Below are 25,572 nucleotides of genomic sequence, written 5' to 3' on the forward strand. Positions count from 1 at the left end.
CGCCACCATTCACCCGATTCCTCATGGGGGTTACCGTGTTTCTCGCACAAGAAATTATTCGTAAAAAACGTGATGGTCAGGCATTAAGCGATGAAGAGATCCGCTTTTTCATCAACGGCATCCGCGACAATACTATCTCAGAAGGGCAGATCGCCGCGCTGGCGATGACCATCTTCTTCCATGATATGTCTATGCCGGAGCGCGTTTCGCTGACCATGGCGATGCGGGATTCCGGTACCGTTCTGGACTGGAAAAGCCTCAACCTTAACGGCCCCATCGTCGATAAACACTCCACCGGCGGCGTCGGGGATGTCACTTCGCTGATGCTGGGGCCGATGGTGGCCGCCTGCGGCGGCTATGTGCCGATGATTTCCGGCCGCGGCCTCGGCCATACCGGCGGTACCCTGGATAAACTGGAAGCCATCCCGGGCTTCGATATTTTCCCGGACGACAACCGCTTCCGCGAGATTATTAAAGATGTCGGCGTGGCGATTATCGGGCAGACCAGCTCCCTCGCTCCGGCGGACAAACGTTTCTATGCCACCCGCGATATTACCGCGACGGTGGACTCCATCCCGCTGATCACCGCCTCGATCCTTGCCAAAAAGCTGGCGGAAGGGCTGGATGCGCTGGTGATGGACGTTAAAGTCGGCAGCGGCGCGTTTATGCCGACTTATGAGCTTTCCGCCGCGCTGGCGGAAGCGATCGTCGGGGTCGCCAACGGCGCCGGCGTGCGCACCACCGCGCTGCTGACCGATATGAACCAGGTGCTGGCCTCCAGCGCCGGGAACGCCGTTGAAGTTCGCGAAGCGGTTCAGTTCCTGACCGGCGAATACCGCAACCCACGCCTGTTCGACGTGACGATGGCGCTGTGTGTGGAGATGCTGATTTCCGGCAATCTGGCGAAAGATGACGCCGAAGCCCGGGCGAAACTGCAGGCGGTGCTGGATAACGGTAAAGCAGCGGAAGTCTTTGGTCGCATGGTCGCGGCGCAGAAAGGACCGAGCGACTTTGTCGAGAATTATGATCATTATCTGCCGACGGCGATGCTGAGCAAAGCAGTCTATGCTGATACCGAAGGTTTTATCAGCGCGATGGACACTCGCGCGCTGGGCATGGCAGTGGTTTCTATGGGCGGCGGCCGCCGTCAGGCATCAGACACCATTGACTATAGCGTTGGCTTTACCGAGATGGCGCGTCTGGGTGACCGCGTGGACGGACAGCGTCCGCTGGCGGTGATCCATGCCAAAGACGAGAACAGCTGGCAGGAGGCCGCGAAAGCGGTCAAAGCGGCCATTAAACTGGACGATAAAGCTCCGGAAATTACACCGACAGTCTATCGCCGTATCACTGAATAGCGATATACTGATCTGATCGCTTTTTTGCAGCGCAAGATGTATGGAGAACAAGATGAAACGTGCATTTATCATGGTGCTGGACTCCTTTGGGATTGGCGCAACGGAAGACGCAGACCGCTTTGGCGACGTCGGCGCCGATACGCTGGGCCACATTGCGGAAGCCTGCGCCAAAGGCGAAGCTGACCACGGCCGCAAAGGCCCGCTGAATTTACCGAACCTGACCCGTCTGGGGCTGGTGAAAGCGCATGAAGGCTCCACCGGTAAAATTGCCGCCGGAATGGATGGCAATGCCGAAGTGATTGGCGCCTATGCCTGGGCGCATGAACTCTCTTCTGGTAAAGATACGCCGTCCGGCCACTGGGAAATCGCTGGCGTGCCGGTACTGTTTGACTGGGGCTACTTCAGCGATCACGAAAACAGCTTCCCGCAGGAGCTGCTGGATAAGCTGGTGAAACGCGCCAACCTGCCGGGCTACCTCGGCAATTGCCACTCTTCGGGGACGGTGATCCTCGATCAGCTCGGCGAAGAGCATATGAAAACCGGGAAACCGATTTTCTATACCTCCGCTGACTCCGTATTCCAGATCGCCTGTCATGAAGAGACCTTTGGCCTCGACAAACTGTATGAGCTGTGCGAAATCGCTCGTGAAGAGCTGACCGAAGGCGGCTACAACATTGGCCGCGTCATCGCCCGTCCGTTTATCGGCGATAAAGCCGGTAACTTCCAGCGTACTGGCAACCGTCACGATCTGGCGGTCGAACCGCCGGCGCCGACCGTGCTGCAGAAGCTGGTTGACGAGAAGAACGGCCACGTGGTGTCTGTCGGTAAGATAGCGGATATCTACGCCAACTGCGGCATCACCAAAAAAGTGAAAGCCACCGGGCTGGACGCGCTGTTCGACGCAACCATTAAAGAGATGAAGGAAGCTGGCGACGAGACTATCGTCTTCACCAACTTCGTCGACTTTGACTCCTCCTGGGGCCACCGTCGCGATGTCGCCGGCTACGCGGCGGGTCTGGAACTGTTCGACCGTCGTCTGCCGGAGCTGATGGAGCTGGTAGGGGAAGACGACATTCTGATCCTCACCGCCGACCACGGCTGCGACCCGACCTGGACCGGTACCGACCACACCCGCGAGCATATTCCGGTGCTGGTGTACGGCCCGAAAGTGAAACCAGGTTCGCTCGGTCACCGTGAAACCTTCGCGGATATCGGCCAGACTATCGCGAAATACTTTGGTACGTCTGACATGGAATATGGCAAAGCCATGTTCTGAGGTCATTGCCCGGTGGCGCACAGCGATCCGGGCCTACTATTTTGTAGGCCGGGTAAGGCGTAGCCGCCACCCGGCAAAAACAACAATATAAAAGGAACTGAAGATGGCAACTCCTCACATTAACGCAGAAATGGGCGATTTCGCTGACGTAGTTTTGATGCCGGGCGACCCGCTGCGCGCCAAGCACATTGCCGAAACCTTCCTCGAAGACGTGCGTGAAGTGAATAACGTGCGCGGCATGCTGGGCTTCACCGGCACCTATAAAGGCCGCAAAATCTCCGTAATGGGCCACGGGATGGGTATCCCGTCCTGCTCTATCTACACCAAAGAGCTGATCACCGATTTCGGCGTTAAGAAAATCATCCGCGTTGGCTCCTGCGGCGCAGTGCGCGAAGACGTCAAACTGCGCGACGTGGTGATCGGCATGGGCGCTTGCACCGACTCCAAAGTGAACCGTCTGCGTTTTAAAGACCATGACTTCGCGGCGATTGCCGATTTCGGCATGGTGCGTAACGCGGTAGACGCGGCGAAAGCGTTGGGCGTTGACGCGCGCGTCGGCAACATCTTCTCCGCAGACCTGTTCTATACCCCGGACCCGTCCATGTTCGACGTGATGGAAAAATACGGCATCCTGGGCGTGGAAATGGAAGCGGCGGGTATCTACGGCGTGGCGGCGGAGTTCGGGGCGAAAGCGCTGACCATCTGCACCGTGTCTGACCATATTCGTACCCACGAGCAGACCACTGCCGCGGAGCGTCAGACCACGTTCAACGACATGATTAAAATCGCGCTGGAATCGGTACTGCTGGGCGACCAGGAGTAAGCGTGGTATAGCCCGGTAGCGCTTTGTTTACCGGGCTTGAGTCAAATCTGTAGGCCGGATAAGGCGTAACCGCCATCCGGCTTTTTTTATCAGCGCACCGCGCCGGCAATCCATGCCGACAGTTCTTTCAGTTCCGCGTCTTGCTCCGGGAAATCGCCGACCAGCGCCTCACACTGCTGCTGCAAAACCTCAGCCCGATACTGACAGCCGACTAAGCGTGCCGCCAGCGCCTCCAGCGGCGCCGGATTCAGGCTATCGGTAAAGGCCTGCGCGCGGGTGATATGGCCTTTCTCAACGTCAAAATGCAGCTCGACGCCGCCCCAGGGGAAGCGCTCGTCCAGCAGGTGGGAAAAGGCGGGCGCCTGGCCGAAGTTCCATTCCCAGCTGCTCTGGCGAGCGAAAGTGTCGGCAAAGTTCGGCAGGTCCGGCGTGTTGTCCGGGGAGATCACCTCGGCGTCTACCCGTTCGCCGTAATGGCTGAAGAACGCCTCCTGGATCGCCTCGCAAACTTGCTGATGGGTAATGCCCGGCAGTAGCTCAACCAGATTCGCCACTCGCCCGCGCACCGAGGTAATGCCTTTAGCCTGCAGCTTTTTCTGGTCCGGGTTGAGGTAGTTGGCGAGACGGCTTAAATCGGCGTTGAGCAGCAGGGTGCCGTGGTGAAAACCGCGGTCCATGGTTTCACGATAGGCGGAGCCGGAGACTTTGCGGTCGCCGCTGTTGGTTTTGACCACCAGATCGTTGCGCCCGGAGGCTTCGGCGGTTACGCCGAGTGAATTGAGCGCCGCCAGCACAATAGCGGTGGAGACGGTTTTGTCGTACTCCGGTTTGCCAGCCATAAAGGTAAAGCAGGTATTGCCGAGGTCGTGGAACACCGCGCCGCCGCCGCTGCTGCGACGGGCCAGCCGCACATGATCTTCTTCCATTCGGCGGGTATTACACTCCTTCCACGGGTTCTGCGCGCGGCCGATGACCACGGTATCGGCATTGCGCCACAGGAACAGCACCCGCTGGGTGGCGGGCATCTGGCGGAAAATGCACTCCTCGACCGCCAGGTTGAACCACGGGTCGTAAGAGTCAGAAAGCAGGAGGCGCAGTGTGGACATTATAGATTTCCTTTCTTTTCATCGTCTTCATCCTCAACCGGCTTGTTGGCGGTGAGCAGGAAGGGCGATTGCTGCCAGCGGGTGCGTTTGCCCTGCAGCAGCGTGCGGGTCAGTACCACGCCGATGGCCAGGGACAGCAACAGCATCAGGCGTAAGATATTGGTGGTATTATCCACCTGCTTCGCCTCGGTCGCCAGAGTATGGGTATCGAGGGTCAGACGCAGATAGCCCAGCGGGCCATTTTTTCCCGGCACCGGTTCGACAATCTGCTGGTTGAAGTAGCCGCCGGCTTTCTTACCATCCAGCGCCAGCCGGTCGCGAACCTCGACGCTTTCGCCAGAGCGCGCCACCAGGTCGCCCTGTTCGTCATATACCCCGGCGTCAAGTACGCGGCTGTTGTGGGTGAGCTGCGTCAACAGCTGATGGATGCGCTTCTCGTCCGGCGTCTCGCTGCGCATCAGCGGCGCGAGATTCAGCACCACCTGCTGCGCCAGCGTGCGGGCCAGCTCTTCCAGCTGCGGATTGCGTTGTTTCTGACTGTTCTGACTGAACCACGAGGCGCCCTGCATCAGCGCGACGAGCAGGGCGAGACAGATAAGGACAATGACCGCACGATGCAGCCGGAATTTCAGTTTTGCGCGAACCATATTCCACCTTTGAAAATTTGCAGCTTAATGTTGCCAGAAGCGCTGGTTACAAGGTAGCCTCATGCGTTATTTTCCTCGCCTGAATGAAGAGATGTGGAGCCGTAATGCCTAACAGTTTGACCTGGTGCGACCTGCCTGAAGACGTTTCCCTGTGGCCTGGGTTGCCGCTTTCCCTGAGCGGTGACGAGGTCATGCCGCTGGATTATCACGCCGGGCGCAGCGGTTGGCTGCTGTACGGACGTGGGCTGGATAAACGCCGTCTGACGGCGTGGCAGCGCGAGCTGGGCGCCGCGTTAGTGATCGTCGCCTCCTGGGTGGTCGAGGATTACCAGGTGATCCGCCTGGCGGGCTCGCTTACCCCGCGAGCGACGCGACTGGCGCATGAGGCGGGGCTGGATGTCGCGCCATTGGGTAAAATCCCCCATCTGCGCACCCCAGGGCTGCTGGTGATGGATATGGACTCCACGGCGATCCAAATTGAATGCATCGATGAGATCGCGAAACTGGCCGGCACCGGCGAGCTGGTGTCGGAAGTGACCGAGCGGGCGATGCGTGGCGAGCTGGACTTCACCGCCAGCCTGCGCCAGCGCGTGGCGACGCTAAAAGACGCCGATGCCAACATTCTGCTGCAGGTTCGCGACGCGCTGCCGCTGATGCCGGGCCTGCCGCAGCTAGTGCTCAAGCTGGAAACGCTGGGCTGGAAGGTGGCGATCGCCTCCGGCGGCTTTACCTTCTTTGCGGAGTATCTGCGCGACAAACTGCATCTCGACGCGGTGTTCGCCAACGAACTGGAGATCCGCGACGGTAAGCTTACCGGCAACGTGCTCGGCGATATCGTCGATGCCAAATACAAAGCCAATACGCTGCGCAAGCTGGCGGAAAAGTATGAGATCCCAACGGCGCAGACCGTGGCCATCGGCGATGGCGCCAACGACCTGCCGATGATTAAGGCTGCCGGGCTTGGCATCGCGTATCATGCGAAGCCTAAAGTGAATGAACAGGCGGAAGTGACTATCCGCCACGCTGACCTGATGGGGGTATTCTGTATTCTCTCGGGCAGCATGAACCAAAAGTAAGAGGTAAACGTGGCGAAAGCTCCAAAACGCGCATTTGTCTGTAATGAATGTGGTGCGGATTATCCGCGGTGGCAGGGGCAATGCAGCGCCTGCCATGCCTGGAATACCATCACCGAGATGCGCATCGCCGCGTCGCCGCAGGTGGCGAGAAACGAGCGTTTGTCAGGCTACGCCGGTAACGCCGGCGTCTCGAAGGTGCAGAAGCTGTCAGACATCAGCCTGGAAGCGCTGCCGCGTTTCTCCACCGGGTTTAAAGAGTTCGATCGCGTACTCGGCGGCGGCGTGGTGCCGGGCAGCGCGATCCTGATTGGCGGCAACCCCGGCGCGGGGAAATCGACCCTGCTGCTGCAGACTTTGTGCAAGCTGGCGGAAGGGATGAAAACGCTGTATGTCACCGGGGAGGAGTCCCTTCAGCAGGTGGCGATGCGCGCCCATCGCCTTGGGCTGCCGACGGCGAACCTGAACATGCTCTCGGAAACCAGCATTGAGCAGATCTGTCAGATTGCCGATGAAGAAAAACCGCAGCTGATGGTGATCGACTCAATCCAGGTGATGCATATGGCCGACGTTCAGTCGTCGCCGGGCAGCGTCGCCCAGGTACGTGAAACGGCGGCCTATCTGACGCGCTTTGCCAAAACTCGCGGCGTGGCGATCGTTATGGTCGGCCACGTCACCAAAGACGGTTCGCTGGCCGGCCCGAAGGTGCTGGAGCACTGTATTGACTGCTCGGTGCTGCTGGACGGTGATGCCGACTCCCGTTTCCGCACTCTGCGCAGCCACAAAAACCGCTTTGGCGCGGTGAATGAGCTGGGCGTTTTCGCCATGACCGAGCAGGGGCTGCGCGAAGTCAGCAACCCGTCCGCTATCTTCCTCAGCCGGGGAGATGAAATCACCTCCGGCAGCTCGGTGATGGTGGTCTGGGAAGGGACCCGCCCGCTGCTGGTGGAGATCCAGGCGCTGGTGGATCACTCGATGATGTCCAACCCGCGCCGCGTGGCGGTGGGGCTGGAACAGAACCGTCTGGCGATCCTGCTGGCGGTGCTGCATCGCCACGGCGGCCTGCAGATGGCCGATCAGGATGTCTTCGTCAACGTGGTCGGCGGGGTGAAGGTCACGGAAACCAGCGCCGATCTGGCGCTGCTGCTGGCGATGGTCTCCAGCCTGCGCGATCGCCCGCTGCCGCAGGATCTGGTGGTCTTTGGCGAAGTGGGGCTGGCCGGCGAAATTCGCCCGGTGCCGAGCGGTCAGGAGCGTATCTCCGAAGCGGCGAAGCATGGCTTCCGCCGCGCCATCGTCCCGGCGGCCAATGTGCCGAAAAAAGTGCCGGAAGGCATGCAAATCTTTGGTGTGAAAAAGCTTTCAGACGCGCTAAGCGTTTTTGACGACTTATAATAAGTTAAAAGGAGATTAGCGATGTCGTCATTTGACTATTTAAAAAGCGCCATAAAGCAGAAAGGCTGTACCCTGCAGCAGGTGGCGGAAGCCAGCGGGATGACCAAGGGGTATCTCAGCCAGCTGTTGAACGCCAAAATCAAAAGCCCGAGCGCGCAGAAGCTTGAAGCGCTGCATCGCTTCCTCGGGCTGGAGTTTCCCCGCCGACAGAAAAGCGTCGGCGTGGTGTTTGGTAAGTTTTACCCGCTGCATACCGGGCACATCTATTTGATTCAACGCGCCTGTAGCCAGGTCGATGAGCTGCATATCATCATGGGTTATGACGATACCCGCGACCGCGAGCTGTTTGAAGAGAGCGCCATGTCGCAGCAGCCAACGGTGCCTGACCGCCTGCGCTGGCTGCTGCAGACCTTTAAATATCAGAAGAATATTCGCATCCATGCGTTCAATGAAGAGGGGATGGAGCCCTATCCGCACGGCTGGGATGTGTGGAGTCATGGGATCCGCGCTTTTATGAGCGAAAAAGGGATCGAGCCGAACCGGATCTATACCTCGGAAGAGGCCGATGCGCCGCAGTACCTTGAGCATCTGGGGATCGAGACGGTGCTTATCGATCCTAAGCGGACCTTTATGAATATTAGCGGCGGCCAGATCCGCGAGAACCCGTTCCGCTACTGGGAATATATTCCGACGGAAGTGAAACCGTTCTTTGTGCGGACGGTGGCGATCCTCGGCGGCGAGTCGAGCGGTAAATCAACGCTGGTCAATAAGCTCGCCAATATCTTCAATACTACCAGCGCCTGGGAATATGGCCGGGATTATGTCTTTTCGCATCTCGGCGGCGATGAGATGGCGCTCCAGTATTCTGATTACGATAAAATTGCCCTCGGGCATGCCCAGTATATTGATTTCGCAGTGAAATATGCCAACAAGGTGGCATTTATCGATACCGACTTCGTCAGCACTCAGGCGTTCTGTCTGAAGTACGAGGGGCGTGAGCACCCGTTCGTGCAGGCGCTGATTGATGAATACCGCTTTGACCTGGTGATTCTGCTGGAGAACAACACCCCGTGGGTGGCTGATGGGTTACGCAGTCTTGGGAGTTCCGTGGATCGTAAAGAGTTTCAGTCGCTGCTGGTGTCGCTGCTGAAAGAGAATGAGATCGAGTTCGTCCATGTTAAGGAGTCGGACTACGATACGCGCTTCCTGCGCTGCGTCGAGCTGGTGAAGCAGCTGATGGGGGAGCAGGGGTAGGTCCTCTGCGGGCTGATGCCCTCACCCCGGCCCTCTCCCGGTGGGAGAGGGAGCAAACCCTAAAAAAGGCAACTTGCGTTGCCTTTTTACTTTTACCTTGCCCTCACCCCGGCCCTCTCCCGGTGGGAGAGGGAGCAAACATTAAAAAAGGCAACTTGCGTTGCCTTTTTGCATTTTATTTTGAGATACGTTTGTACTTGATTCGCTTGGGCTCCAGCGCGTCGGCGCCGAGAGTGCGTTTCTTGTACTCTTCGTACTCGGTAAAGTTACCTTCGAAGAACTCCACCTTACCTTCATCCTGGTAATCCAGAATGTGGGTGGCAATACGGTCAAGGAACCAGCGGTCGTGCGAGATAACCATCGCGCAGCCCGGGAACTCCAGCAGGGCGTTTTCCAGCGCGCGCAGGGTTTCGATATCCAGGTCGTTGGTCGGTTCATCGAGCAGCAGGACGTTACCGCCGACCTGCAGCAGCTTCGCCAGGTGCAGACGACCGCGTTCACCGCCGGACAGCTCGCCAACGCGTTTGCCCTGGTCGACGCCTTTGAAGTTAAAGCGGCCCACGTAGGCGCGGCTCGGCATCTCGGTGTTGCCGATCTTCATGATATCCAGGCCGCCGGACACTTCTTCCCACACGGTTTTGCTGTTGTCCATCGCGTCGCGGAACTGATCGACGGAAGCCAGCTTAACGGTTTCACCCAGGGTGATGGTGCCGGAATCTGGCTGTTCCTGGCCAGACATCATGCGGAAGAGGGTGGATTTACCCGCGCCGTTCGGACCGATGATGCCGACGATAGCGCCTTTCGGTACCGAGAAGCTCAGATCGTCGATCAGCACGCGGTCGCCGTAGGATTTGCGCAGATGGCTGACTTCCAGAACTTTATCGCCCAGACGCGGGCCTGGCGGAATGAACAGTTCGTTGGTCTCGTTACGTTTCTGGTATTCAACGTTGTTAAGCTCTTCAAAGCGCGCCAGACGGGCTTTGCCCTTAGACTGACGGCCTTTCGCGCCCTGGCGAACCCACTCGAGCTCTTTCTCGATGGATTTGCGACGTGCGGCTTCCTGAGAAGCTTCCTGCGCCAGACGCTGATCTTTCTGCTCCAGCCAGGAGGAGTAGTTGCCTTCCCACGGAATACCTTCGCCGCGGTCAAGTTCGAGGATCCAGCCGGCGACGTTATCGAGGAAGTAACGGTCGTGGGTAATCGCCACCACGGTGCCTTCGAAGTCGTGCAGGAAGCGTTCCAGCCAGGCGACGGACTCGGCGTCGAGGTGGTTAGTCGGTTCGTCGAGCAGCAGCATATCCGGTTTTTCCAGCAGCAGGCGGCACAGCGCGACGCGGCGGCGTTCACCACCGGAAAGATTAGCGATTTTCGCATCCCAGTCCGGCAGGCGCAGGGCGTCGGCCGCGCGCTCCAGCTGCACGTTCAGGTTGTGGCCGTCGTGCGCCTGGATAATCTCTTCGAACTTGCCTTGCTGTGCGGCAAGCTTATCGAAGTCCGCATCCGGCTCGGCGTATTTGGCATAGACTTCGTCCAGACCCTTCAGCGCGTTAACCACTTCGGCGACCGCTTCTTCCACGGACTCGCGCACGGTGTGCTCCGGGTTGAGCTGCGGCTCCTGCGGCAGGTAGCCAATTTTAATGCCGGGCTGCGGACGCGCTTCACCTTCGATCTCGGTGTCGATACCGGCCATGATGCGCAGCAGGGTAGATTTACCGGCGCCGTTCAGACCGAGCACACCGATTTTCGCGCCAGGGAAAAAGCTGAGGGAGATATTTTTCAAAATATGACGTTTCGGCGGAACCACTTTGCCGACACGATGCATGGTATAAACGAATTGAGCCACGTTGGACTTCGCCTCTTTCTATTTTGATAGATAGTTCAAAGCCGAAGTGTAGCCTTTTTCGCGCGCTAATCCCAGCGAGGCGACAGGATTCACAGAAGCGTAAAAAAATGTTCAGGACATGGCGCGTTTAGCGTTGTCTGATTAGCATAAGTAAAGCCGCCTGCCGAACCGGCAGGGGCTTTTAAGCGGCACGATGCTGCGAAAATGCACCTGAAAGAGGAAGAGCTTGTGGAAAAAGCCAAAAAAATGGCGTGGCATCTTTTGGCTGCCAGCGTTGGTCTGTTGGCGTTGAGTCAGCTGGCGCATGCGGATTCACTGGATGAACAGCGCAGCCGCTACGCACAAATTAAGCAGGCGTGGGATAACCGGCAGATGGATGTGGTTGACCAGCTGATGCCCACGTTAAGCACCTATCCCCTGTATCCCTATTTGCAGTACCGGCAGATTACCGACGATCTGATGAACCAGCCGGCGCTGGTGGTGAAAAACTTTATTGACGCCAACCCGACGCTGCCCCCGGCGCGTTCATTACGTTCGCGTTTCGTGAATGAACTGGCCCGGCGCAGCGACTGGCGCGGCTTGCTGGCGTTTAGCCCCGATAAGCCGACCAGCACCGAGGCGCAGTGCAACTACTACTACGCCAAACTGAGCGTGGGTCAGTCGCAGGAGGCCTGGAGCGGAGCGAAAGCGCTCTGGCTGACGGGCAAGAACCAGCCCGGCGCCTGTGAACCGCTGTTCAGCGCCTGGCGCGACTCCGGCCAACAGGATCCGCTGGCCTATCTCGAACGGATCCGCCTGGCGATGAAGGCCGGCAATATTGGGTTGGTGAAATCGCTGGCCCAGCAGATGCCTGCCAACTACCAGAGCATCGCCAGCGCCGTGGTCGCCCTGGCTAACGATCCTAACAGCGTTCTGACCTTTGCCCGCACCACCGGGGCGACGGACTTTACCCGCCAGATGGCCGCCGTCGCTTTCGCCAGCGTCGCCCGTCAGGATGTGGAAAATGCCCGTTTGATGATCCCTTCGCTGGTGCAGGCCCAGCAGCTCAATGAGGATCAGACCCAGGAGCTACGCGATATTGTCGCCTGGCGCCTGATGGGGAACGATGTGACCGAAGAGCAGGCCATCTGGCGCGACGATGCGATTATGCGCTCGCAGTCCACGCCGCTGGTGGAGCGGCGGGTACGGATGGCGCTGGGGACGGGCGATCGCCATGGTCTGAATACCTGGCTGGCGCGCCTGCCGATGGAGGCGAAAGAGAAAGACGAATGGCGCTACTGGCAGGCGGATCTGTTGCTGGAGCGCGGCAGGGACGAGGAGGCGCAGGCGATCCTCCGGTCGTTGATGCAGCAGCGGGGTTTCTACCCGATGGTCGCTGCGCAGCGTCTCGGCGAGGAGTATACCTTCCGCATTGATAAAGCGATTGGCACGCTCGATCCGGCGCTGGCCTCCGGTCCGGAGATGGCCCGGGTGCGCGAGCTGATGTACTGGAATATGGATAACACCGCGCGCACTGAATGGGCGAACCTGGTCACCAGCCGTAGTAAATCCCAGCAGGCGCAGCTCGCGCGTTACGCTTTTGATCAACACTGGTGGGATCTGAGCGTGCAGGCGACGATCGCCGGAAAACTGTGGGATCAGCTGGAGGAGCGCTTCCCGCTGGCCTATAACGATCTGTTTGCCCGCTATATCAGCGGTAAAGATATTCCGCAGAGCTACGCGATGGCGATTGCCCGCCAGGAGAGCGCCTGGAACCCGAAAGTGCGCTCGCCGGTCGGCGCCAGCGGGCTGATGCAGATTATGCCGGGCACCGCGACGCATACCGTCAGCATGTTCAGCATTCCCGGCTACAGCGGCCCGTCGCAGCTGTTGGATCCGGAAACCAACATCAACATCGGCACCAGCTATCTGCAGTACGTTTACCAGCAGTTCGGTAATAACCGCATCTACGCCTCGGCGGCCTATAACGCCGGGCCGGGTCGGGTACGCACCTGGCAGGGGAACAGCGCCGGACGGATCGACGCCGTGGCGTTTGTCGAGAGTATTCCGTTCTCGGAAACACGCGGCTACGTGAAGAATGTCCTCTCCTATGACGCCTACTATCGCTACTTTATGGGTCAGCAGGATAAGCTCTTCAGCGATGCGGAGTGGCGGCAGCGTTACTGATCGCCGGGAAGTATGTTATGCTTTGTACTCGTTGATGAGTACATTCGACGGGCAGCGTAAGCTGCCCGTCTCAATATGGTGGCGCGATATGACCCAACAATCTCCCTATTCCGCGGCCGTTGCCGAACAACGTCATCAGGAGTGGCTGCGCTTTGTGGCGCTGCTACAGCAGGCCTATGCGCAGGATCTGCATCTACCGTTGCTGCAGCTCATGCTGACCCCTGATGAGCGTGAAGCGCTGGGGACTCGGGTGCGCATTATCGAAGAGCTGCTGCGCGGTGAGATGAGCCAGCGCGAGCTGAAAAATGAGCTCGGTGCCGGCATTGCGACCATTACCCGCGGGTCCAACAGCCTGAAGTCGGCACCGGTTGAGCTGCGCCAGTGGCTGGAGCAGACGCTGCTGGCTAGCGATAAATAGCGTTGTGGAACGGGCTTAACGCCAGCACGACCGCCTGATGGTAAACGCTGCTGCGGGTTAATTTGCCGCCGGTGAAAACCCCAATCGCTCCCTCTTTACGACCAATCTGATCGATGCCGGTATACTGCGACATGACCGGCCCGAGGGCTTCGCCAGCGCGAACCTGCTCAAGAATAACGTCAGGCAACGGCAGCGTGGCTGAGCGCGCTTCTCCGCGCTGGCTGGCGCTTTCGATGACCACCCAGCTAAAGGTACTGTCATCGTCAATTCCGGCTTCGATGGCGACCCAGAAATCGGCATGGGGCTGGGCAAGGCGCGCATTGGCGACGCGATTTCGTGCGCCAGCGCGCGTTTCCTCGCTGCCGAAGGGCTGTTCCGGCACGCCGCTCTCGACGGAGACGGACTCAATGTGGCAGGATCCTTCGCCGAAAATCTCGTCAAAAGCCTGCAGAATTGCCTGAATTTTGGCGGGATTAGTGGTCGCTGAGACAACATGGTGCATAATCAAAACAACTCAGAATAAACTAACGTCATCGCAGTATACTCTAAATCACCCCCAGGGCAGTCGGTAATGCCCGCAAGCGGTCGATAACGAGTTCAGAACGGAAAAAAAGCATGTTACAGGTATACCTTGTTCGCCACGGTGAAACGCAGTGGAACGCCGAGCGACGTATTCAGGGTCAGTCCGACAGCCCGCTGACCGCACACGGTGAGCGCCAGGCCTGGCAGGTTGGCGAGCGCGCCAGAACGCTGGGGATCACCCATATCATTACCAGCGATCTGGGGCGAACCCGTCGCACAGCAGAGATTATCGCCGAAGCCTGCGGCTGCAGCGTGATCGCTGATGCGCGCCTGCGCGAGCTGGATATGGGAGTGCTGGAGAAGCGCCATATTGACTCGCTCAGCGAAGAAGAAGAGGGCTGGCGCCGCCAGTTGGTCAACGGCACGCCGGATGGTCGCATTCCGCAGGGCGAATCGATGCAGGAGCTTAGCGAACGTATGCATGCGGCGCTGGCCGCCTGTTTGGAATTACCGGCCGGTAGTCGACCGCTGCTGGTGAGTCATGGTATCGCGCTGGGCTGCCTGGTGAGTACGATTTTAGGGCTGCCGGCATACGCAGAGCGTCGTCTGCGCCTGCGCAACTGCTCGATCTCGCGCGTCGATTATCAGCAAAGCCCGTGGCTGGCTTCCGGCTGGGTGGTGGAAACGGCGGGCGACGTCTCGCATCTTGACGCCCCCGCGATGGACGAGCTGCAGCGTTAACGGCGGATCGGGATCAGATACTCGCAGCGCAACTGAATCGGCGTGGCCTGATCCCGGCTTTCATCTTCAGGATAGAAGCGTTCAATATCCAGCCCCTTGCGACGCGTCAGGTTCAGCATCGGCATGCAGGTGCCGTAGACCGTCAGGATGAATTCCTGCAGGCCGGTACCCAGCCCTTCATACGTAAACATGACATACTCGCCGCCCTCCAGCGTCACCGGATGGGCGTTCTGCAGGTGGCCGTTAGCCATCTCCGGCGTCAGCGCGGTGGTATAGAACACTTCCTGCTCATCGTCTTTCTCCAGGCTCGGACGCGGTTCATGCAGCCCGTAGAGCACCGGGGGGATCGACGGCGAGTTGCCGAGGAAATCTCGCCAGAACTGGACCCGCATCTGGTTGCGGAAGTCGGAGATTTCCTCCAGCTTACAGGTATAGCTCTGAGTCACACCGAGCAGTTGAGTCGTGGGTAGGGCGACAAATTCATGTTTCGGCAGGGTAAACTCGCCAAGACGTAGCGGCGGACGCATACCGAACGAGCTCCAGTCCGGCGAGCGGCGGTAGAGAGCCGGCGTCAGCGAGAATTGCTTCTTGAACGCCCGGGTGAAGGTCTGCTGGGAGTCGAAACGGTACTGCAGCGCAATATCAAGGATTGGACGGGCGGTAAGGCGTAATGCGACAGCTGATTTCGACAACCGGCGCGCGCGAATATAGGCACCGATAGCGTGGCCGGTGACATCCTTAAACATTCGCTGCAGATGCCACTTGGAATAACCTGCCTTCGCCGCCACATTGTCCAGAGAAAGCGGCTGATCCAGGTGACCTTCCAGCCAGCTAAGGAGATCGCGAATAATCCCTGCTTGATCCATAAAATGTCCCCATCCTTAAACACAGGTGCCTGGTATTAAAGTAGCGGATAATAGCATTTTTTGATGTTTTAGCATTCAGTGTTTTTTTTGCTTTTAAATGCGGTAGGTCAGTGGATCTGAACGATAATTTTGTAAAGCTGTGATCTATAAACCTTTTCTGCTAAGTCCGTGATAATCACTTAGCTATATTTTTTAATAATGGTAACAATATGAAATACAAGAAGTTTGCGATGGGCCTGCTGTTGCTGGCCGGCTGTCAGATTGCTCAGGCGGAGCAGATTGGTTCTGTGGATACGGTCTTCAAATGGTTAGGACCGGATCACAAAATTGTCGTCGAAGCCTTTGACGATCCGGATGTCCAGAACGTGACCTGCTACATCAGCCGGGCGAAAACCGGCGGGATCAAAGGCGGCCTGGGGCTGGCGGAGGATACCTCCGACGCGGCCATCTCCTGCCAGCAGGTCGGGCCGATTGAGCTGACGGACAAAATCAAAAATGGCAAAAGCCAGGGCGACGTGGTGTTCCAGAAGCGCACCTCGTTAGTATTTAAAAAGCTACAGGTCGTTCGCTTCTATGATGCGAAACGCAATGCGCTGGTCTACCTGACCTATTCGGATAAAGTAGTTGATGGTTCGCCGAAGAACGCCATCAGCGCCGTGCCGATTATGCCCTGGAATAAATAAACGAGAGCGCGCATGCAGCAGCCACGGATTTGGTTAGTTGAGGATGAACAGAGTATCGCCGATACCCTGGTTTATATGCTCCAGCAGGAGGGCTTCCAGGTCACCGTCTTTGACCGCGGGTTACCCGCGCTGGAGGCGGCGGCGCATCAGGCGCCCGATGCCGCCATCCTCGACGTTGGCTTGCCGGATATCAGCGGCTTCGAGCTCTGTCGGCGCCTGCTGACGCGCTTTCCGGCGCTGCCGGTGCTGTTTCTCACGGCGCGGAGCGATGAGGTCGATAAGCTGCTGGGGCTGGAAATCGGCGCTGACGATTACATCGCCAAGCCGTTTTCGCCGCGTGAAGTTTGCGCGCGGGTGCGCAGCGTGCTGCGACGGCTGCAAAAATTTGCCGCGCCTTCGTCGGTAGTTCGCGTCGGCGAGTTTGTGCTTGACGAGCAGGCGGCGTCGATAAGCTGGTTCGGCCAGCCCCTGAACCTGACGCGCTATGAATTTCTGCTGTTGAAAACTTTGCTTCACGCGCCCGGTCGCGTTTTCTCCCGTCAGCAGCTGATGGAGCAGGTATGGAGCGATGCCTGGGAAAGCCTCGACCGCACCGTCGACACCCACATCAAAACCCTGCGCGCTAAACTGCGGGCCGTGAATCCTGATTTGTCGCCAATCAATACCCATCGCGGGATGGGCTACAGCCTGGGGCGCAGCTGATGCGCATCGGCATGCGCCTGCTGCTGGGCTATTTTCTTATCGTCGCGATCGCCGCGTGGTTTGTACTGTCGATCTTTGTCCAGGAAGTGAAGCCGGGCGTGCGCCGGGCGACGGAGGGGACCCTCAACGATACCGCCACCCTGCTGGCGGCGCTGGCGCGTGAGGACCTGCTGGCGGCAAACCCGCAGCAGGGCAGGCTGGCGCAGGCCTTTCAACAGCTCAACCAGCAGCGGCTAAACGCCAACATTGGCGGAATTAAAAAGGTGCGTAATGAGTACCGCGTCTATCTGACCGATGCCCGGGGCAAGGTCGTGTTTGACTCCAGTGGAGAGGCGACAGGGCAGGACTATTCACGCTGGAACGACGTCTGGCTCACCCTGCGCGGGCAGTATGGCGCGCGCAGTTCGCGCAGCGATCCGCATGATGAAGCCAGCTCGGTGATGTATATCGCCGCGCCGGTGATGGATAAGGGGCGGATTATCGGCGTGCTGAGCGTCGGTAAACCTAACCTGGCGATGACGCCGGTCATTAAGCGCAGCGAGCGGCGGATCCTCTGGGCCGGCGGCGCCCTGCTGGGCATTGCGCTGTTGATCGGCTGCGGCGTCGTCTGGTGGATTAATTTCTCTATCGGTAAGCTGGTGCGCTATGCGGACTCCGTGACCGCTGACCGCCCGCTGCCGTTGCCGGAGGTCGGCAGCAGCGAACTGCGTAAGCTGGCCCAGGCGCTGGAGAGCATGCGGGTGAAGCTCGAAGGCAAAAACGCCATCGAAAACTATGTCTATGACCTGACGCACGAGCTGAAAAGTCCGCTGGCGGCTATTCGCGGTGCGGCGGAGATTCTGCGCGAAGGGCCGCCGCCTGCGGTGGCGGCGCGGTTTACTGAGAATATCCTTGCGCAGAACACCCGCATGCAGCTGCTGGTGGAGCGGTTACTCCAGCAGGCGCGACTGGAAAGCCGGCTGGAGATAAAGCTACAGCCGGTGTCGATAGATGCGCTATACCAACGCCTGGCGGAGGAGCGCGACATCGCCCTGGCGGCGAAAGCCATTACTCTGCGCTGGCAGGCGAGTGGGATGCTGGTCAATGGCGATGGCGAACTGCTGGCCCAGGCGCTGGGTAATCTGCTCGACAACGCGATTGATTTTACCCCCCAGGGCGGCGAGATCGCCCTGGGGGTAGAGAAACGAAATGCAGAGGTGCAACTGAGCGTAACGGATAACGGATGCGGTATTCCGGACTATGCCCTGACGCGGATCTTTGAGCGGTTCTACTCGCTACCGCGTGAAGACGGCCACAAGAGCAGCGGCCTTGGGCTGGCCTTCGTTCGTGAAGTGGCGCGCCTGCATCATGGCGATATCCGTCTGCGCAATCGGCCCGAAGGCGGCGTGGTCGCTACGCTGAGACTTCACCGTCCCTTCACATAGCTTCAAATTCTCCCCACACAGCCGCCCTATGGTGAGGCCATCACGATAGGGAGAAAGCTATGTTGAAATCACCGTTATTCTGGAAAATCACCACGCTAATAGGCTGTATTGTGCTGTTATCTCTACCTTTAATGATGGTCAGGGAGCTCATCAATGAGCGGGCTGATTATCGCAGCGAGGTAGTGGACGCCATTGAGCAGAGCACCAGCGGTTCGCAAAAACTCGCCGGGCCGCTGATCGCTATTCCGGTAACCGAGACGCTGACCCGCAGGGAAAACCAAAAAGAGGTCGCCTATCAGCGTAGCTGGGTGTACTACTGGCTGCCGGAGTCGCTGGCGGTCACCGGCAAACAGACCGTGGAGTCGAGAAGGGTGGGCATCTACAGCGGGCAGGTATGGCATAACGCCCTGCAGATTAAGGCCACCTTCGATCCGCTGCGTCTGGCGTCGCTGCGAAAAACGCATATCACCCTGGGCCTGCCGCGGCTGGTGGTGAGCGTCGGCGATGCCCGCGGCATTGGCGCCATCCACGCCCCGAAGGTTAACGGCAGCGTATTAAGCGTGGAACCAGGGCTGGGGATCAGCGGCGATGGGGCGGGCATCCATATGCGGATGCCTGCGCTGGCGGAGGACAACAAGCCGCTTGAGATTGCTTTTTCGCTCGATCTGAACGGGACGGGCGCATTTTCACTGGCGCCGCTCGGGCGCAACAGCGAGCTGCAGCTGACCAGTAACTGGCCGCATCCCGGCTTTCTCGGCAGCTTCCTGCCAACGAAACGCGAAGTGAATGCTGCCGGCTATCGCGCCCACTGGCAAAGCAGCTGGTTCGCCAATGATATGGGCAGCTATTTCAAGGATGATATGGAGATCCCGTGGTCGCGCTTACCGGCGTTCAGTGCCGATGTCATGTCGCTTGCCGACCAGTACCAGCTAACCGATCGGGCGACAAAATATGCCATCCTGTTAATCGGGCTGACGTTTATGGCCTTTTTCGCTTTCGAGAGCCTGACCCATCGGCCCCTGCATCCGATGCAATATTTGCTGGTGGGCTTATCGCTGGTGCTGTTTTACCTGGTGCTGCTGGCGCTTTCGGAGCACATTGGCTTTACCGCCGCCTGGCTGGCCGCCAGTCTGTGCGGCGCGGTGATGAATGGGATCTACCTCCAGGCGGTGCTCAGGGGATGGCGCAACAGCCTGCTGTTTGTCGCCGCGCTGCTGCTGCTGGATGGGGTGATGTGGTTTCTGCTGCACTCCGAGGACAGCGCGCTGCTGTTGGGGACCGGTGTGCTGGTGCTGGCGCTGAGCATTCTGATGTTTTTGACCCGGCGAGTGGACTGGTATGCGTTATCGTTACCGAAAGGCAGTGCGCCTCCGCCGCCATCTGCCGATGACGACAAACTGCGCCTGTGGAAAGAGTGACGGCATAAAAAAACGGCGCCCTCGGGGCGCCGTTTTCACATCATAGCTGCGGAATAACTCGCATTATTCCTGCAGATCGCCACAGAAACGGTAACCTTCACCGTGAATGGTAGCGATGATTTCCGGAGTATCCGGAGTGGATTCGAAGTGTTTACGAATCCGACGAATGGTCACGTCAACGGTACGGTCATGCGGCTTCAGCTCGCGACCGGTCATTTTCTTCAGCAGCTCGGCACGAGACTGAATTTTGCCCGGGTTTTCGCAGAAGTGCAGCATCGCGCGGAATTCACTGCGCGGCAGCTTGTACTGTTCGCCGTTCGGGCTAACCAGGGAACGGCTGTTGATATCGAGTTCCCAGCCGTTGAACTTGTAGCTTTCCACGCTGCGACGCTCTTCGCTCACGGTACCGAGGTTCATGGTACGGGAGAGCAGGTTGCGCGCGCGGATAGTCAGTTCACGCGGGTTAAACGGTTTAGTGATATAGTCGTCAGCGCCGATTTCGAGGCCAAGGATCTTATCCACTTCGTTGTCGCGGCCGGTTAAGAACATCAGCGCGACGTCGGCCTGCTCGCGCAGCTCGCGCGCCAGCAGAAGACCATTTTTACCCGGCAGGTTGATATCCATGATCACCAGGTTGATATCATTTTCAGACAGGATCTGATGCATTTCCGCGCCATCGGTCGCTTCGAATACATCGTAACCTTCTGCTTCGAAAATACTTTTTAACGTGTTGCGTGTTACCAACTCGTCTTCAACGATAAGAATGTGCGGGGTCTGCATGTTTGCTACCTAAATTGCCAACTAAATCGAAACAGGAAGTACCAAAGTCCCTGACCTGCCTGGTGCATGTCGCAAATTAACATGCGCGGCGTAACATGACTAAAGTACGTAATTGCGTTCTTGATGCACTTTCCATCAACGTCAACAACATCATTAGCTTGGTCGTGGGTACTTTCCCTCTGGACCCGACGGTGTCAAAAACGGCTGACATCCTAACCATTTTAACAGCAACATAACAGGCTAAGAGAGGCCGAACACCCAATAAAACTACGCTTCGTTGACATATATCAAGTTCAATTGTAGCACGTTAACAGCCTTGTGAAATCATTGCATCGCCATGCTCTTTATAGTCACAATCTTTACCCGGCTCAACTAGTTGCGTGGATAAATTAATAAATACAGTGAATCCAATGTCTGGAACGATGCGTCAGATGAAATTTCATTGCTCATCATATGGATAAATGGGTTCTGTTAACATACTCCTTGTCATGGCCTCCTGAGAACAGTTTAGATTTTTTTATGGGTAAGAAAACGCAATTTTAGTGATTTTTGTTGCAAATTTGTAAATTTTCACCGCGTAAAATGGGGGGCTCCGCGCCTCAGACAACGCCTGAGAGAGAGAATGAAACCGCAATGCGTTTAACGATTATTTTGGTCGGTCCTGCCCGGGCCGAGAACGTCGGTGCCGCCGCCAGGGCGATGAAAACCATGGGATTTCGCGATCTGCGGATCGTGGACAGTGAAGCCCATCTGGCGCCGGCGGCACGCTGGGTGGCGCACGGCTCAGGCGACATCCTCGATGGCATCACCACCTATTCCACCCTTGCTGAGGCGCTGCACGACGTCGATTTTACCGTCGCCACCACCGCCCGCAGTCGCGCGCGGTTTCACTATTACGCCACGCCGCAGCAGTTGTTGCCGCTGCTGGAGGAGAAGGCGAACTGGATGACCCATACCGCGCTGGTATTTGGCCGTGAAGACGCCGGATTGACCAATGAGGAGCTGGCCCTGGCCGATGTGCTGACCGGCGTGCCGATGGTCGCGGATTATCCGTCGCTGAACCTCGGTCAGTCGGTGATGGTTTACTGCTATCAATTAGCATCGCTTATGCAACAATCGGCTCCCGCCGCTGCCGCGGCAGACCATCATCAGCTGCAGGCGTTGCGCCTCCGCACCATGGCCTTGCTTTCGCGTCTGGGCGTGGAGGACGATGCCAAACTGGCCGACTGGCTGTCGCAACGATTGGGGCTGCTGCAGCAGCGAGACACGGCAATGTTGCATCGTTTGCTGCATGATATTGAAAAAAACCTACCAGAATAAAGTTCTGTCATATTTTTTATTTATGGTTGCATGTACTGTTTTTGCGGGAGGTGTTCCGCCAATCTGGGTGTTTTTTCTTGTCGGGGTGGCGCAATACGTAAGCCGGCTGAAATAGGGTTAATTGAGAAATTCATTGACTTAAGACGGCAGATACTTTAACCAATATAGGCAGGACACACAGACAGATAAAAATACAGAGTACACAACATCCATGAATCGCATCGGCATGATTACCACCATTATCACCACCACCATTACCACAGGTAACGGTGCGGGCTGACGCGTACAGGAAACACAGAAAAAAGCCCGCACCTGAACAGTGCGGGCTTTTTTTTTGACAAGAGATCAAGGGGTAAGAACCATGCGAGTGTTGAAGTTCGGCGGTACATCAGTGGCAAATGCGGAACGGTTTCTGCGGGTTGCCGATATTCTGGAGAGTAATGCCAGGCAGGGGCAGGTAGCGACCGTCCTGTCTGCCCCGGCGAAGATCACTAACCATCTGGTAGCGATGATTGAAAAGACCATTGGCGGCCAGGATGCCCTCCCCAATATTGCCGACGCTGAACGCATTTTTGCCGAACTTCTTCAGGGCCTTGCCGACGCCCAGCCCGCTTTCCCGCTCGCCCAGTTGAAAGCCTTTGTTGAGCAGGAGTTTGCTCAGATTAAGCATGTCCTGCACGGTATTAGCCTGCTGGGTCAGTGCCCGGATAGCGTCAATGCCGCGCTGATCTGCCGAGGCGAAAAGCTCTCCATCGCCATCATGGCGGGTCTGCTGGAAGCCCGTGGTCATAAAGTCAGTGTCATTAACCCGGTGGAAAAACTGCTTGCCGTTGGTCACTACATGGAGTCCACGGTCGATATCGCCGAATCCACCCGCCGCATCGCCGCCAGCCAGATCCCGGCAGACCATATGATCCTGATGGCCGGGTTTACCGCTGGCAATGAGAAGGGGGAGCTGGTGGTGCTGGGGCGCAACGGCTCCGACTATTCGGCTGCGGTGCTGGCCGCCTGCCTGCGCGCCGATTGCTGCGAAATCTGGACCGATGTCGACGGAGTGTACACTTGCGACCCGCGCCAGGTGCCGGATGCGCGTCTGCTGAAATCGATGTCTTATCAGGAGGCGATGGAGCTCTCCTATTTTGGCGCGAAAGTGCTGCACCCGCGCACCATCGCCCCTATCGCCCAATTCCAAATCCCATGTCTGATTAAAAATACTGGCAACCCGCAGGCGCCGGGAACGCTCATCGGCGCCAGCCGCGACGAGGACGATCTGCCGGTTAAAGGCATCTCTAACCTCAACAACATGGCGATGTTCAACGTTTCCGGGCCGGGGATGAAAGGCATGGTCGGCATGGCCGCCCGCGTCTTCGCCACCATGTCCCGCGCCGGCATCTCGGTAGTGCTGATCACCCAATCCTCCTCCGAGTACAGCATCAGTTTCTGCGTGCCGCAGAGCGACTGCGCGCGAGCCAAACGGGCGATGGAAGATGAGTTTTACCTCGAGCTGAAAGAGGGACTGCTGGAGCCGCTGGCCATTATGGAGCGTCTGGCTATTATCTCGGTGGTGGGCGACGGGATGCGCACCCTGCGCGGTATCTCGGCAAAGTTTTTTGCCGCGCTGGCTCGCGCCAATATCAATATCGTGGCGATTGCTCAGGGCTCCTCCGAGCGCTCCATTTCGGTGGTGGTTAGCAATGACGATGCTACCACCGGCGTGCGCGTGACCCATCAGATGCTGTTCAACACCGATCAGGTGATCGAAGTGTTCGTCATCGGCGTCGGCGGCGTCGGCGGCGCGCTGCTGGAGCAGATCAAACGCCAGCAGGGTTGGCTGAAGAGCAAACATATCGATCTGCGCGTTTGCGGCGTGGCCAACTCTCAGGCGCTGCTGACCAGCGTGCATGGTCTGAATCTGGAAAACTGGAGTGAAGCGCTGGCGGAGGCGAAAGAACCCTTTAATCTTGGTCGCCTGATCCGCCTGGTAAAAGAGTACCACCTGCTGAATCCGGTGATCGTCGACTGTACCTCCAGCCAGGCGGTCGCCGATCAGTACGCCGACTTCCTGCGCGAAGGATTCCATGTGGTCACGCCGAATAAAAAGGCCAATACCTCTTCACTGGATTACTATCATCAGCTGCGCCACGCGGCGAGCAGCTCGCGCCGCAAGTTCCTCTATGATACGAACGTTGGCGCTGGCCTGCCGGTGATTGAGAACCTGCAGAACCTGCTCAACGCCGGCGATGAACTGCGCCATTTCTCCGGGATCCTTTCCGGCTCCCTGTCGTTTATCTTCGGCAAGCTGGATGAGGGGGTGAGTTTCTCGGCGGCGACGGCAATGGCCCGTGAGATGGGGTATACCGAGCCGGATCCGCGCGACGATTTATCCGGGGTGGACGTCGCGCGTAAGCTGCTGATTCTGGCCCGTGAGACCGGACGTGAACTGGAACTGTCGGACATTATCGTCGAGTCGGCGCTGCCGGCGGACTTCGACGCCAGCGGTGATGTCGAGACCTTTATGGCCCGCCTGCCGTCGCTGGATGATGAGTTCGCCTCGCGGATTGCTAAGGCGCGCGATGAAGGTAAAGTCTTGCGCTATGTCGGTAACATCGAAGAGGATGGTACCTGCCGGGTGAAAATTGCCGCCGTTGACGGTAACGATCCGCTGTACAAAGTCAAAAATGGCGAGAACGCGCTGGCCTTTTACAGCCACTATTATCAGCCATTGCCGCTGGTGCTGCGCGGCTATGGTGCCGGGAACGACGTCACGGCGGCCGGCGTATTCGCCGACCTGCTGCGCACCCTTTCCTGGAAGTTAGGAGTTTAAGATGGTCAAAGTATATGCCCCGGCTTCCAGTGCCAATATGAGCGTCGGGTTTGATGTGTTGGGCGCGGCGGTCACGCCGGTCGATGGCACGCTGCTTGGCGACAACGTCACTGTCGAAGCGGCGGAGCAATTCAGCCTGCAGAATCTGGGACGCTTCGCCAGCAAACTGCCGACGGCGCCGCAGGAGAACATTGTTTACCAGTGCTGGGAAAGCTTTTGCCGGGAGATCGGTAAGACGGTGCCGGTGGCGATGACGCTGGAAAAAAACATGCCGATTGGTTCCGGGCTGGGTTCCAGCGCCTGCTCGGTGGTCGCCGCGCTGGTGGCGATGAACGAGTTTTGCGGTAAGCCGCTGAACGAGACGCGCATGCTGGCGCTGATGGGGGAGATGGAAGGGCGTATCTCCGGCAGCATTCACTACGACAACGTGGCGCCGTGCTATCTTGGCGGCATGCAGTTGATGATCGAAGAGAATGGGATTATCAGCCAGCAGGTGCCCGGGTTTGATGAGTGGCTGTGGGTGCTGGCCTATCCGGGGATTAAAGTCTCCACCGCCGAAGCGCGGGCGATTCTGCCGGCGCAGTACCGCCGTCAGGATTGTATCGCCCATGGTCGCCACCTCGCGGGCTTTATTCATGCCTGCTACACCCGCCAGCCGCAGCTGGCGGCAAAATTGATGAAAGATGTGATTGCCGAACCGTACCGAACCAAACTGCTGCCGGGCTTTAGCGAAGCGCGTCAGGCGGCCATGGAGATGGGCGCCCAGGCTTGCGGCATCTCCGGCTCTGGCCCAACGCTATTCGCGTTGTGCGATAAGCCGGACACCGCACAGCGCGTCGCCGACTGGCTTGGCGCGCACTATCTACAGAATCAGGAAGGCTTTGTTCATATTTGCCGGCTGGATACGGCGGGCGCACGCGTAGTGGGATAACC

Annotated in this window: 24 protein-coding genes and 1 other annotated feature; of the genes, 18 read left to right on the forward strand and 6 right to left on the reverse strand. The window is 58.2% G+C overall.

Annotated features, from left to right (window positions below; genetic code table 11):
• Nucleotides 1-35 precede the first annotated feature (35 nt).
• The 3 genes from deoA to deoD all read left to right on the forward strand — a co-directional run bounded on the left by deoA (nt 36) and on the right by deoD (nt 3,457).
• Nucleotides 36-1,358: a thymidine phosphorylase gene (gene deoA / locus CE636_RS18650; protein WP_004886532.1), complete on the forward strand. Its 1,323-nt coding sequence runs from the start codon at nt 36-38 to the stop codon at nt 1,356-1,358.
• A 52-nt stretch (nt 1,359-1,410) separates the two neighbouring features.
• Nucleotides 1,411-2,634 (forward strand): phosphopentomutase, encoded by a 1,224-nt coding sequence (gene deoB, locus CE636_RS18655; RefSeq protein ID WP_004886536.1) that lies wholly within the window; start codon nt 1,411-1,413, stop codon nt 2,632-2,634.
• A 103-nt stretch (nt 2,635-2,737) separates the two neighbouring features.
• Complete coding sequence (gene deoD / locus CE636_RS18660; protein ID WP_004886539.1) at nt 2,738-3,457, forward strand: purine-nucleoside phosphorylase; 720 nt, start codon at nt 2,738-2,740, stop codon at nt 3,455-3,457.
• Between the two features lie 89 nt (nt 3,458-3,546).
• Here the strand turns inward: deoD and lplA are convergent, their stop codons facing one another.
• Together lplA and CE636_RS18670 are read right to left on the reverse strand one after the other, a co-directional pair.
• On the reverse strand, nt 3,547-4,563 hold the full coding sequence (gene lplA, locus CE636_RS18665) for a lipoate--protein ligase LplA (protein ID WP_017901230.1): 1,017 nt from the start codon (nt 4,561-4,563) through the stop codon (nt 3,547-3,549).
• Nucleotides 4,563-5,210 carry a YtjB family periplasmic protein gene (locus tag CE636_RS18670; RefSeq protein WP_017901229.1) on the reverse strand — a complete coding sequence of 216 codons (648 nt, stop codon included), beginning with the start codon at nt 5,208-5,210 and terminating at the stop codon, nt 4,563-4,565. The genes lplA and CE636_RS18670 overlap by 1 nt, the downstream gene beginning before the upstream one ends.
• Nucleotides 5,211-5,314: 104 nt before the next feature.
• Here CE636_RS18670 and serB point away from each other — a divergent pair, with 104 nt between their 5' ends.
• Genes serB through nadR form a run of 3 tightly spaced genes read left to right on the forward strand, consistent with a single transcriptional unit; the run spans nt 5,315 to nt 8,932 of the window.
• Entirely contained in the window at nt 5,315-6,286 is a 972-nt protein-coding gene (serB, locus tag CE636_RS18680; RefSeq protein WP_017901228.1) for a phosphoserine phosphatase, read from the forward strand.
• 9 nt (nt 6,287-6,295) lie between these two features.
• Nucleotides 6,296-7,678, forward strand: coding sequence for a DNA repair protein RadA (gene radA / locus CE636_RS18685; RefSeq protein ID WP_002887800.1), 1,383 nt, complete (start codon nt 6,296-6,298; stop codon nt 7,676-7,678).
• Nucleotides 7,679-7,699: 21 nt separating this feature from the next.
• Nucleotides 7,700-8,932: a multifunctional transcriptional regulator/nicotinamide-nucleotide adenylyltransferase/ribosylnicotinamide kinase NadR gene (gene nadR / locus CE636_RS18690; protein ID WP_004886547.1), complete on the forward strand. Its 1,233-nt coding sequence runs from the start codon at nt 7,700-7,702 to the stop codon at nt 8,930-8,932.
• Between the two features lie 175 nt (nt 8,933-9,107).
• On the opposite strand, the gene ettA is transcribed toward nadR, so the two are convergent.
• Nucleotides 9,108-10,775, reverse strand: a complete 1,668-nt coding sequence (ettA, locus tag CE636_RS18695; RefSeq protein WP_004204211.1) for an energy-dependent translational throttle protein EttA — start codon at nt 10,773-10,775, stop codon at nt 9,108-9,110.
• Nucleotides 10,776-11,003: 228 nt separating this feature from the next.
• Here ettA and sltY point away from each other — a divergent pair, with 228 nt between their 5' ends.
• Nucleotides 11,004-12,941 (forward strand): murein transglycosylase, encoded by a 1,938-nt coding sequence (sltY, locus tag CE636_RS18700; protein ID WP_004204212.1) that lies wholly within the window; start codon nt 11,004-11,006, stop codon nt 12,939-12,941.
• 88 nt (nt 12,942-13,029) lie between these two features.
• Nucleotides 13,030-13,359: a trp operon repressor gene (trpR, locus tag CE636_RS18705; protein WP_004204213.1), complete on the forward strand. Its 330-nt coding sequence runs from the start codon at nt 13,030-13,032 to the stop codon at nt 13,357-13,359.
• Here the strand turns inward: trpR and yjjX are convergent.
• Nucleotides 13,346-13,861 (reverse strand): inosine/xanthosine triphosphatase, encoded by a 516-nt coding sequence (yjjX, locus tag CE636_RS18710; protein WP_004204215.1) that lies wholly within the window; start codon nt 13,859-13,861, stop codon nt 13,346-13,348. The two genes, trpR and yjjX, sit on opposite strands and share 14 nt — an antisense overlap.
• A gap of 113 nt (nt 13,862-13,974) precedes the next feature.
• On the opposite strand from yjjX, the gene gpmB reads away from it, so the two are divergent.
• Nucleotides 13,975-14,622, forward strand: a complete 648-nt coding sequence (gpmB, locus tag CE636_RS18715; RefSeq protein WP_004204216.1) for a 2,3-diphosphoglycerate-dependent phosphoglycerate mutase GpmB — start codon at nt 13,975-13,977, stop codon at nt 14,620-14,622.
• Here the strand turns inward: gpmB and robA are convergent.
• Nucleotides 14,619-15,488 carry an MDR efflux pump AcrAB transcriptional activator RobA gene (robA, locus tag CE636_RS18720; protein WP_004204217.1) on the reverse strand — a complete coding sequence of 290 codons (870 nt, stop codon included), beginning with the start codon at nt 15,486-15,488 and terminating at the stop codon, nt 14,619-14,621. The genes gpmB and robA overlap by 4 nt on opposite strands.
• A gap of 209 nt (nt 15,489-15,697) precedes the next feature.
• Here robA and creA point away from each other — a divergent pair, with 209 nt between their 5' ends.
• Genes creA through creD form a run of 4 tightly spaced genes read left to right on the forward strand, consistent with a single transcriptional unit; the run spans nt 15,698 to nt 19,715 of the window.
• Nucleotides 15,698-16,171, forward strand: a complete 474-nt coding sequence (gene creA, locus CE636_RS18725; RefSeq protein WP_004204218.1) for a protein CreA — start codon at nt 15,698-15,700, stop codon at nt 16,169-16,171.
• Nucleotides 16,172-16,183: 12 nt separating this feature from the next.
• Nucleotides 16,184-16,873, forward strand: a complete 690-nt coding sequence (gene creB, locus CE636_RS18730) for a two-component system response regulator CreB (protein ID WP_017901226.1) — start codon at nt 16,184-16,186, stop codon at nt 16,871-16,873.
• Nucleotides 16,873-18,297 (forward strand): two-component system sensor histidine kinase CreC, encoded by a 1,425-nt coding sequence (gene creC / locus CE636_RS18735; RefSeq protein WP_017901225.1) that lies wholly within the window; start codon nt 16,873-16,875, stop codon nt 18,295-18,297. Before creB ends, creC begins: the two co-directional genes overlap by 1 nt.
• A 59-nt stretch (nt 18,298-18,356) precedes the next feature.
• Entirely contained in the window at nt 18,357-19,715 is a 1,359-nt protein-coding gene (gene creD, locus CE636_RS18740; protein ID WP_017901224.1) for a cell envelope integrity protein CreD, read from the forward strand.
• 63 nt (nt 19,716-19,778) lie between these two features.
• On the opposite strand, the gene arcA is transcribed toward creD, so the two are convergent.
• Nucleotides 19,779-20,495, reverse strand: a complete 717-nt coding sequence (gene arcA, locus CE636_RS18745) for a two-component system response regulator ArcA (protein WP_002887843.1) — start codon at nt 20,493-20,495, stop codon at nt 19,779-19,781.
• 95 nt (nt 20,496-20,590) lie between these two features.
• Between arcA and yjjY the strand changes: the two genes are divergently transcribed.
• From yjjY to thrB, 5 genes are all read left to right on the forward strand, one after another.
• Complete coding sequence (gene yjjY / locus CE636_RS18750) at nt 20,591-20,731, forward strand: protein YjjY (RefSeq protein ID WP_004146984.1); 141 nt, start codon at nt 20,591-20,593, stop codon at nt 20,729-20,731.
• Between the two features lie 397 nt (nt 20,732-21,128).
• Complete coding sequence (locus CE636_RS18755; protein ID WP_004204223.1) at nt 21,129-21,815, forward strand: tRNA/rRNA methyltransferase; 687 nt, start codon at nt 21,129-21,131, stop codon at nt 21,813-21,815.
• Between the two features lie 211 nt (nt 21,816-22,026).
• Complete coding sequence (gene thrL / locus CE636_RS18760; RefSeq protein WP_004222578.1) at nt 22,027-22,095, forward strand: thr operon leader peptide; 69 nt, start codon at nt 22,027-22,029, stop codon at nt 22,093-22,095.
• Nucleotides 22,034-22,151 (forward strand) — a sequence feature (Thr leader region). (Overlaps the previous gene by 62 nt.)
• 25 nt (nt 22,152-22,176) lie before the next feature.
• On the forward strand, nt 22,177-24,639 hold the full coding sequence (thrA, locus tag CE636_RS18765) for a bifunctional aspartate kinase/homoserine dehydrogenase I (RefSeq protein ID WP_009309175.1): 2,463 nt from the start codon (nt 22,177-22,179) through the stop codon (nt 24,637-24,639).
• Nucleotide 24,640: 1 nt separating this feature from the next.
• On the forward strand, nt 24,641-25,570 hold the full coding sequence (gene thrB, locus CE636_RS18770; protein WP_002887853.1) for a homoserine kinase: 930 nt from the start codon (nt 24,641-24,643) through the stop codon (nt 25,568-25,570).
• Nucleotides 25,571-25,572: the final 2 nt, after the last annotated feature.

This window comes from Klebsiella sp. LY, assembly GCF_004010915.1.
Classification (GTDB): Bacteria; Pseudomonadota; Gammaproteobacteria; order Enterobacterales; family Enterobacteriaceae; genus Klebsiella; species Klebsiella quasipneumoniae.

What these genes read in the sequence shown, in the direction of transcription:
- deoB (WP_004886536.1), top strand. Translation starts at nt 1,411, where the DNA reads ATGAAACGTGCATTTATCATGGTGCTGGACTCCTTTGGGATTGGCGCA.
- deoD (WP_004886539.1), top strand. Translation starts at nt 2,738, where the DNA reads ATGGCAACTCCTCACATTAACGCAGAAATGGGCGATTTCGCTGACGTA.
- lplA (WP_017901230.1), bottom strand. Translation starts at nt 4,563, where the DNA reads ATGTCCACACTGCGCCTCCTGCTTTCTGACTCTTACGACCCGTGGTTC.
- CE636_RS18670 (WP_017901229.1), bottom strand. Translation starts at nt 5,210, where the DNA reads ATGGTTCGCGCAAAACTGAAATTCCGGCTGCATCGTGCGGTCATTGTC.
- serB (WP_017901228.1), top strand. Translation starts at nt 5,315, where the DNA reads ATGCCTAACAGTTTGACCTGGTGCGACCTGCCTGAAGACGTTTCCCTG.
- nadR (WP_004886547.1), top strand. Translation starts at nt 7,700, where the DNA reads ATGTCGTCATTTGACTATTTAAAAAGCGCCATAAAGCAGAAAGGCTGT.
- trpR (WP_004204213.1), top strand. Translation starts at nt 13,030, where the DNA reads ATGACCCAACAATCTCCCTATTCCGCGGCCGTTGCCGAACAACGTCAT.
- yjjX (WP_004204215.1), bottom strand. Translation starts at nt 13,861, where the DNA reads ATGCACCATGTTGTCTCAGCGACCACTAATCCCGCCAAAATTCAGGCA.
- gpmB (WP_004204216.1), top strand. Translation starts at nt 13,975, where the DNA reads ATGTTACAGGTATACCTTGTTCGCCACGGTGAAACGCAGTGGAACGCC.
- robA (WP_004204217.1), bottom strand. Translation starts at nt 15,488, where the DNA reads ATGGATCAAGCAGGGATTATTCGCGATCTCCTTAGCTGGCTGGAAGGT.
- creA (WP_004204218.1), top strand. Translation starts at nt 15,698, where the DNA reads ATGAAATACAAGAAGTTTGCGATGGGCCTGCTGTTGCTGGCCGGCTGT.
- creB (WP_017901226.1), top strand. Translation starts at nt 16,184, where the DNA reads ATGCAGCAGCCACGGATTTGGTTAGTTGAGGATGAACAGAGTATCGCC.
- creC (WP_017901225.1), top strand. Translation starts at nt 16,873, where the DNA reads ATGCGCATCGGCATGCGCCTGCTGCTGGGCTATTTTCTTATCGTCGCG.
- creD (WP_017901224.1), top strand. Translation starts at nt 18,357, where the DNA reads ATGTTGAAATCACCGTTATTCTGGAAAATCACCACGCTAATAGGCTGT.
- arcA (WP_002887843.1), bottom strand. Translation starts at nt 20,495, where the DNA reads ATGCAGACCCCGCACATTCTTATCGTTGAAGACGAGTTGGTAACACGC.
- yjjY (WP_004146984.1), top strand. Translation starts at nt 20,591, where the DNA reads ATGACTAAAGTACGTAATTGCGTTCTTGATGCACTTTCCATCAACGTC.
- CE636_RS18755 (WP_004204223.1), top strand. Translation starts at nt 21,129, where the DNA reads ATGCGTTTAACGATTATTTTGGTCGGTCCTGCCCGGGCCGAGAACGTC.
- thrA (WP_009309175.1), top strand. Translation starts at nt 22,177, where the DNA reads ATGCGAGTGTTGAAGTTCGGCGGTACATCAGTGGCAAATGCGGAACGG.
- thrB (WP_002887853.1), top strand. Translation starts at nt 24,641, where the DNA reads ATGGTCAAAGTATATGCCCCGGCTTCCAGTGCCAATATGAGCGTCGGG.